This window comes from Bacillota bacterium (genome assembly GCA_040754675.1).
Taxonomy (GTDB): Bacteria; Bacillota; Limnochordia; order Limnochordales; family Geochordaceae; genus Geochorda.
Map to the genome: position 1 here is coordinate 1 of JBFMCJ010000173.1, position 8017 is coordinate 8017.

Annotated in this window: 6 protein-coding genes; all 6 read left to right on the forward strand. The window is 66.8% G+C overall.

The genetic code is table 11. The features are described 5' to 3' along the window. On the forward strand, nt 1-457 hold a 457-nt coding region (locus tag AB1609_11220; GenBank protein ID MEW6047036.1), incomplete at its 5' end, for an FAD-dependent oxidoreductase. Nucleotides 458-569: 112 nt separating this feature from the next. Then, nucleotides 570-2342: a DUF4127 family protein gene (locus AB1609_11225; GenBank protein MEW6047037.1), complete on the forward strand. Its 1773-nt coding sequence runs from the start codon at nt 570-572 to the stop codon at nt 2340-2342. 38 nt (nt 2343-2380) lie between these two features. Next, nucleotides 2381-3616: a sugar ABC transporter substrate-binding protein gene (locus AB1609_11230; GenBank protein ID MEW6047038.1), complete on the forward strand. Its 1236-nt coding sequence runs from the start codon at nt 2381-2383 to the stop codon at nt 3614-3616. A 78-nt stretch (nt 3617-3694) separates the two neighbouring features. Next, complete coding sequence (locus AB1609_11235; GenBank protein ID MEW6047039.1) at nt 3695-6022, forward strand: glycoside hydrolase family 20 zincin-like fold domain-containing protein; 2328 nt, start codon at nt 3695-3697, stop codon at nt 6020-6022. After that, a complete protein-coding gene (locus tag AB1609_11240; protein ID MEW6047040.1) occupies nt 6019-6903 on the forward strand; it encodes a sugar ABC transporter permease in 885 nt (294 codons plus the stop codon). The genes AB1609_11235 and AB1609_11240 overlap by 4 nt, the downstream gene beginning before the upstream one ends. Continuing rightward, nucleotides 6903-7865 carry a carbohydrate ABC transporter permease gene (locus tag AB1609_11245; protein MEW6047041.1) on the forward strand — a complete coding sequence of 321 codons (963 nt, stop codon included), beginning with the start codon at nt 6903-6905 and terminating at the stop codon, nt 7863-7865. The genes AB1609_11240 and AB1609_11245 overlap by 1 nt, the downstream gene beginning before the upstream one ends. The last annotated feature ends 152 nt before the right edge of the window (nt 7866-8017 follow it).

Below are 8017 nucleotides of genomic sequence, written 5' to 3' on the forward strand. Positions count from 1 at the left end.
TGTGCAGCAGGTCGCCCCCATGGTGGGGGTTCGGGAGAGCCGGCGGGTGCTGGGCGACTACGTGCTCACCTTGGAGGACATCGTTTCCGGGCGCAAGTTCCCGGATGCAGTGGCTCGCAATCGCTATCCGGTCGATATCCACCTGGTGCAGCCCACAGGAGGCAGCGCAAAGCGGCCGGCCGCAGGTGACGGGCGGCGCCCGCCCGACGGGGAGTATCACGAGATCCCGTACCGGTGCTTGTTGCCTCGGGGTGTCGAGGGGCTGCTCGTTGCCGGCCGCTGCATCTCCGCGACTTTCGTGGCGCAGTCGGCGGTGCGCATCCAACCCAACTGCCATTCGCTGGGCCAGGCGGCGGGTACGGCCGCGGCGCTGGCCGCTCGAGCCGGCGTTAGCCCCCGATACCTGGATGCAGGCGAACTCCGCCGCGTTCTGCGTGACCAGGGGGCCAACGTCTGATGCCGCGTAACATCTGGATCGACGCGACGGCCAACCTCGACCGAACGGACTCGCATTGCGCGCTGGATGCTCCCTTCGGATGGTGGGACCTGATGAGGGAGGCTCTCGCGTGATGGCCGCCCGCAGCCCTCAAGGCCCCGCACGCCCCGTTCGCCGGGTGGCGCTGCTGCCGCTCGACGAGCGGCCGTGCAACTACCGCTATCCGCAGCTTCTCGGCCCCGTTGCCGGTGTAGAGGTCGAGGTCCCGCCCGCCGGGCTGATGGGGCTGAAGAAGCGTCCGGCCGACACGGCGGGCCTGGCGGAGTGGCTGCGGGATGCCGCCGCCCGTTCGGACGCGGTCGTGGTCGCGGCCGAAACGCTGGTGTTTGGCGGACTCATCCCCTCCAGAGTGACCGAATTGTCGGAGCCGGAGGCGATCGCCAGGCTTTCTCTGTTGCGGGAACTGAGGCAGTCCCGCCCGTCGCTTTTGATTCACGTGCAGGGCGTCATCCTGCGGACGCCCTCGTATGATAGCGACGACGAAGAACCTTCCTATTGGGCCACCTTCGGGCGCCGCATGGCACTGTACTCGATGGTGCTAGACGCTACCCAACAGGGCCCCGGGGGCTGGGAGAGCGCCCGGCGGGCCGGTTCCCGTGTCCCGCTGCCGCCGGAACTGGCCTCGCTGGACTTCGAGGGGCTTCAGAAAAGGCGAGCCCAACTCGAGGCCGAAATCCCCTCCGACGTCCGCCAGGACTGGCAGAGGCGGCGGGCCCGCAACCACCGAGTCAACCGCGAACTGGCGCGCCTTGCGGGTGAGGGTGTCATCGACTTCCTGGCCCTCACCCAGGACGACAGTCCGCCGCTCGGCCTTCACGCGCGGGAGCAGCGGGCCCTTACCCGGCTCGTGGCGGACCTGGGCGCGTTCCGGCGGGTGGCCCTCTACCCGGGTGCCGACGAGACCGGCCTGGTGTTGCTCGCCCGCCACGTGCTGCGAGGGCTTGGGCTTCGGCCCCGGTTTTCTGTGCGGTTCTCGTCCACCGAGGGGCCACACGTCGTGCCGAAGTACGAGGATCGCCCGCTGCTCGAAGGCGTCAAGGGGCAGATCACGGCCCTGGGCGGCCTGCTCCAACTGGCCCCCGACTGCGCTGGCAGCCCCGACATTGCGCTTTTCGTCAACAGCCCGGACGGGCCGCAGTCCGAGGCGCCCTTCCAGCATTTGCCCGGCGAGGGTGTGGGAAGCGGCCGGAGCCTCGCCGAGTTCCTGGAGGCCCTGGCGGCCGGGATCCAGTCGTACCCGGACCGGCCGGCTGCCCTCGCCGACCTGGCCTATGCCAACGGCGCCGATCGGGTCCTCATCGAGATGCTGCCTGCCTATGTATGGCCGCTCGATCTGGCGGCCTACGCCGGATGGAACACCGCGGGCAACTCCCTCGGCACCGCGCTCGCCCATGCCGCCCTGCGCTGGGCCGCCCAGCGTACGCTGAGCGCCGAAGCAGAGATCGCCGCCACCCGGGCGCACCATCAGTTCCTGTGCCTCCGCTTCGCGGAAGACTGGGCTTATCAGGCGGAGGTGCGTCAGGAGATGGTAGCCGGTCCGGTGGCCGCGCTGGGAATCTCCCCGTACTCCCTGGGCGAGCACCGCTCGCGTCTTGCGTCGGAGGTGCTGTCGAGGCTGCATACCACCTTCGGGCGGTGGCTTGGAGCCTGGAAACCGCACCTTGCCGTCCATGAGGCCGTTCTGCCGGATGTGCGGTTCCTTGAACTGGAGTTTCCGTGGGACAGGCTCTTCGAGGTGTCGTTGACGGTCCGCCTCGGCGGGCCGGAGAACGATCCCGCCCCTCCTGTGCAGTCCGCCCCGGTGGGGTGGGAGAGGCGGCCCCAGGGCGCCGCCGACAGATCCTGAAAGGAGAGGGTCACAGGATGCGTGGAAGGATTGGCTCTATGGTTCTTGTGGCGTTGCTCGCGGCGGTCGCGCTGCAGGGCCTGGCTGTGTCGGCCCTGGCGGCGGAGCAGATCGAGTTCTGGACCATCTCGCTGAGCCCGTACTTTGACAAGCAGATGAAGCAGCTCGCGGCCGACTTCGAGGCCACCCACCCGGGCGTCACCGTGAAGTGGACCGACGTACCGATCCAGGCCATGCAGCAGAAGCTGCTCTCGGCCATCGCGGCGGGCACGGCGCCCGATGTGGTGAACCTCAACTCGGACATCGCCGTTCAGCTCTACCAGCAGGGCGCGCTGCTGGCCATGAACGAGTACGCCCCGAAGGGTGGGTTCGACGTCTACTTCTCCCGGGCGCTCGCCACGTTCACGGACGGCGACGTGATCTACGGCGTTCCGTGGTACTGGGCGCCCAAGGTCCTCGCTTACAACAGCGAGATCTTCAGGAAGGCGGGCCTTGACCCCGAGCACCCGCCGACCACCGTTCAGGGCATGGTCGAGGCGGCTAAACAGATCAAGGACCGCACCGGACTGTACGGGTTCATGCCCAACATCTGGGGGATCACTATGCTGTTCGTCTTCCAGGAGGCAGGGCTCCCGATCCTGAGCAAGGATGGCACGAAGGCGGTCTTCAACTCGCCCGAGCACGTGGCGCTGGTGCAGAGCTACGTGGACCTGTACAAGCAAGACTACATCCCCGAGGATACTTTTCGCCGTGGTTACCTGGGCGCCACCGAGCTTTACAGCGCCGGCAGGCTGGGGATGCTCCTGACCGGGCCGCAGTTTCTGATCCGGGTGGCCAACGACAACCCTGCCGTCTACAAGATCACCCGGGCAGCCGCGTACCCGCTCGACAAGGGCAAGGTCATCCACACACCGCTGATGGGCTTCTCGGTGCCGGTGAACACCAAGAACAAGAAGCTGGCGGTAGAGTTCGCACTATTCGCCACCAACGATGCCAACCAGCTCACCTTTGCGAAGGCGTCCAACACCTTCCCCAGCACCGTGGCCGCCGCGAAGGACCCGTACTTCACCACGCCGGGGCCCACCGCCGCTGACCAGGCCCGGGTGGCGGACGCGGCACAGCTTCAGTATGCGCAGGACCTGACCGTGCACGTGCCCAACGCGTCCACCCTGTTCAAGGTGTTCGGGGACAACATCCAGGCGGCATTCTTCGGCGGCAAGACGGTGCAGCAAGCACTCGACGACGCGGTCAAGGCCTGGAACGCTGAACTCTAAAGGAACGCCTGGCGCGGGAGGCCGAGATGGTCGGCCACCCGCGGTTCCCCGCAGGCGAGCAGGAGGAGCGGTCGCTCGGTGGCTGGGTTTCGTCTTCTTGCACGAAAAAGGGTCAGGAAATCCACCCAGGGGCTTGCCGCGGGCACGCTCGCGCAGAGAACGCCGTCCACAGGTCTTCGTGCTGCGGCTTTGGGGGTGGCTCTCGCTGCGGTGGCGGCCCTGGCCGGGGTGGGCGCGGTACCGGCAGAGGAGGCTGGCACCCGGCTCATCCCTGTGGAAGCCGCGTTCGACCCGGCAGTGGAGGCGGTGCCCGGTGGTGAGGTGCCGGTGATCATTCCGGTGCCGCAGAGGGCGGAGTTCCCGGACGGGTTGTTACCCCTAAAGGGCGTGTACTTGCGTGTGGTCGGCGGGAATCCCGAACTCCAGCACGCCGCTCTTTCCCTCAGGGACGAGTTGGCCAGCCGCTGGGGAGTGGAGGTGGGGGGAGCCGGCCCGGAGATCCTCATCGGCACGGTTCAAGATGAGGAACTTGCCGGGCGGGTGCGGCAGGCAGGGATTCGACTGGACGGGGCAGAGGCTTACGCCTTGCACGTGGGGCCGCAAGGCGCCTGGGTGGCCGGCGCCGGCGCCCGGGGGGCGTATTGGGGCGTTCAAACGCTGCTGCAACTCGTGGCGAAAGGCCCCGACGGGCCCGTCCTGCGCTTTGCGGATATCGTGGACTGGCCCGCGTTTGCCGTGCGGGCCGCGATGATTTACCTGGACGCTTACTCGGAGGGCGTCAACGACCGGCTGATCCCCATCCTGGCGCGGCACAAGTTCAACCAGGTGCTGGTGATGGCAAACTACGTTCAGTGGGATTCAACCCGGCAGATCTGGCACCCCCAGGGGGCCGGGAAGGACGAGGCCAGGCGGGTCGCGGGTCTCATCCGGCGCTACGGCATGGAGCCGGTGCCGCTCATCGAACTGCTTGGCCACGCCCAGTGGATGTTCTACGGCGGGGCGAACCGCGACCTCTTGCAGGATCCGGGGTGCCCGGAGCCGTTCGCCTATGACCCTCTCAACCCCCGAACGTACGAGGTCGTGCTGCCGGTCCTGGACGAGGCCATCGAGGTGTTCAGGCCCCGCTACGTCCACATTGGTCACGACGAGGTACGAAACCGTTGTACCTTCCCGGCGACCGAGGAGGGCCGGCGCGCCGGCTTCAACACCCTCTTTTACAACGACGTGATGCGCCTCTACGAGCACCTGCGGTCACGCGGGGTCGGGACGATGATGTGGCAGGACGTCGCGTTCTCCGAGGTGACCCGGGACATCGTGGGCCGGCTGCCCAAGGACATCGTCATCACCGACTGGCACTACTGGCCCGCCGACGACTTTCCCTCGGTGCGGGAGATCCGGGCGGCGGGGTTTCCGGTTATCGGGGCCACGTGGTACCGGCCCGGCAACGCCGAGAGCTTCGCCAGGAGCGCTCTGCGGGACGGCGCCATCGGTATGCTCCAGACCCGGTGGACAGGGTATTTCGGCAACCCGTCCGTGGCCGACGGGCAGACGGAACAGGCGGTGGCGTACATCCGGGCGGCTGCGAGTTTCTGGAACCCGGATGCCCCCGTATCGGAGGAGGTTGCGGCAAGGCGCTTCGCGGACGAGTGGGTACAGCCGCGAACGCTGGCAGGCCAACCGGGCCTGCATGCAGCGCGGCAGGCATGGCGGCCGGTTTCCGGGCGTCTGGTCTATCTTGGGCCACACGCTACCCGATCGTTGGTCGACCCGGACGGGAGCGGGTGGCTGGGCAAAGGCCCGGAGTACGATCTCTCAGCGCTCGTGGAAGAGGCCGAAGAGGCGGCGCAAGAGACGGGCATGGCAGCGGGGCCGGACGGGCAACAGGCTTCAGGCGCCGACGTGCCGGCGGGCCGCGTGGTGCGGCTGGGCCCTTACGCTTTTCACCTCAGCGGCGCCGTCGTAACACGAGCCAACCGGGGCGCGGCCCGCGACCTTCCGGAGACCGTCACGATTCCCATTCACGCCGAGGCAGCGGCCCTCGCCGTGCTGCACGCCGCCGGGTGGGCCGCGCCGGGCAAGCGGCAGAGCGTTGGCACCTACACCCTCACGTACCAGGACGGGACCACCCATACCCGACGCCTGAGTTACGGCCGTGAAATCGCCGCCTGGACGGACCCCACGCTCAACTCTCTTGCCCGGTACCCTGCCTGGCGTGGCCACACCAGGAACGGTCTCCCGATAGGTTTGGACGTCCTTGAAATCGAAAACCCGTATCCGAACAAAATGATCGCCTCGTTTACCGTAAAAAGCGACGTACGCTGGACGAACCCGGTCGTCGTGGGGCTCACCCTCCTCGACGCCGTATCCGGGCGCTCGGTGCCGGCGGCAGGAGGTGGGCCGAAATGAGAGCCGCCACGCTCAAAGCCAGGCTTCGCACGACCCTGGTTGCCTACGCGTTCCTCGCACCGGCCCTGGTGCTGCTCGCCATCTACACCTTCTGGCCGATGCTGTTCGGAACTTACCTTGCGTTTGCAAAGTACAACGTGATCAAGCCCCCGGAGTGGGTCGGCCTGGACAACTTCCGCCGCCTGGCCGCACAGGCCCACTTCTGGACGGGGCTGCTCAACTCGCTTCGCTACGTCATGGTGGTGCCCGTCATCCAGATCACGGCCATCGCCGTGGCGGTGCTCGTAAACCGCCGGTTACCGGCCATCGGGCTGTTCCGGACGGCCTACTACATCCCCGTCGTGACGAGCTTCGCCGTCGTCGGGATCATGTGGGGATGGATGTACAACCAGTACGGGCCGGTCAACTACGTGCTGCAGCTGTTGGGCATCCTCGACCGGCCCATCAGCTTCTTGAACCGGCCGTCCATCGCGCTGTACGCGGTGATGTTCGTGACGCTGTGGAAGGGTTTTGGCTACTACATGGTACTCTATCTTGCGGGGCTGCAGTCCATCGACCCCTCCTTTGAAGAAGCGGCGGTCATCGACGGGGCGAGCCGCTGGCACGTCTTCTGGAAGGTCACGCTACCGCTGCTGCGGCCGGTCATCCTGCTGTGCAGCCTCCTTTCCACCATCAGCGCCATCAAGGTGTTCGAGGAGATCTTCGTGATGACGGGCGGCGGACCGGCCGGGTCGACGTACACTGCGCTGTATTACATCTACTCCAAGGCGTTCCAGGACTTCCAGTACGGGCAGGCCGCGGCGGCGAGCCTTGTGGTGGCGGCGGTCAGCCTCATCTTCAGCATCATCAACTTCAAGTACGTGCGAGGGGGGCAGATCTGATGCCCGCGGCGCCCTCTTCGACGCAGCAGGTGCCCTCCCGCGCACGGCCAGTGCCATCCGTCGCCGGGGTGGCAGTCGCCCGCCCGGAGCCAGCGCGGCAGGCCGCCCGCCGCATGAAGGCCGTCCGGCGGGCGAGGCGCGGCGTGGGGACGTTCCTGGTCTACGTGCTGCTGATGGCCATCGCCATCACGACCGTCTACCCGTTCTTCTGGACGGTTATCACGAGCTTCGAAAGCGTGGGGGCCGTCTTCAACTTCCCGCCGCCGGTGTGGCCGCAGGAGCCGACTCTGCGCCACTACCGCACCGTGGTGGAGACGGTACCGCTGGGGCGGTACGTGCTGAACAGCACCATCATCAGCGTCTCCGGGGTGCTGCTCAGCGTCCTGGTGGCGACGCTGGCAGGGTACCCGCTGGCCAGGCTGAAGTTTCCCGGGCGGGACCTCATCTTCGGGGCGATCATCGCAACGCTCATCCTGCCGAACGAGGCCGGGCTCATCGTCAACTACATCACCACCATCAAGTTGGGGCTGTTGCACACGAGCGTGGGGCAGTACGCGGCGGTGATCCTGCCGAGCCTGGCGTCGACGGTGGGCATCTTCCTGATGCGGCAGGCATACCTGGCGATCCCCGAGGAGCTGCTCGAGGCGGCACGGGTCGATGGGGCGTCCGAACTCCGCATCTGGTGGAAGATTATGGTGCCGTTGACGGCGCCATCCATCGCGGCGTTCGGCATCCTTCAGTTCGTGGGGTTCTGGAACTCGTTTTTATGGGCTATCATCGTGCTGACCGACAAGAGCTACTATCCGCTGGCGTCCGGGCTGCTTGACTTGCAGGGACAGTTCGCAACGAACACCCGAGCCATCGCCTCGGGTACGGTCATCGCCATGGTACCGATCCTGGTGGTCTTCCTGTTCGGCCAGCGCTACTTCATGCGGGGGCTCGAGGGGGCGGTGAAGCAGTGAGGAGCCCCCGGCGGCCGGGCCCTAATCCGAAGTTGCTCAACTTGAAGTCCCCCGATTTGCCGTTATGAAGCCATTTGCTGTCGTTTCAGGGCGAGGCCTTCTGTCTACCCATTGAGACAAGCGAGTGGAGGCCGACCCGGGCCAAGACCTCC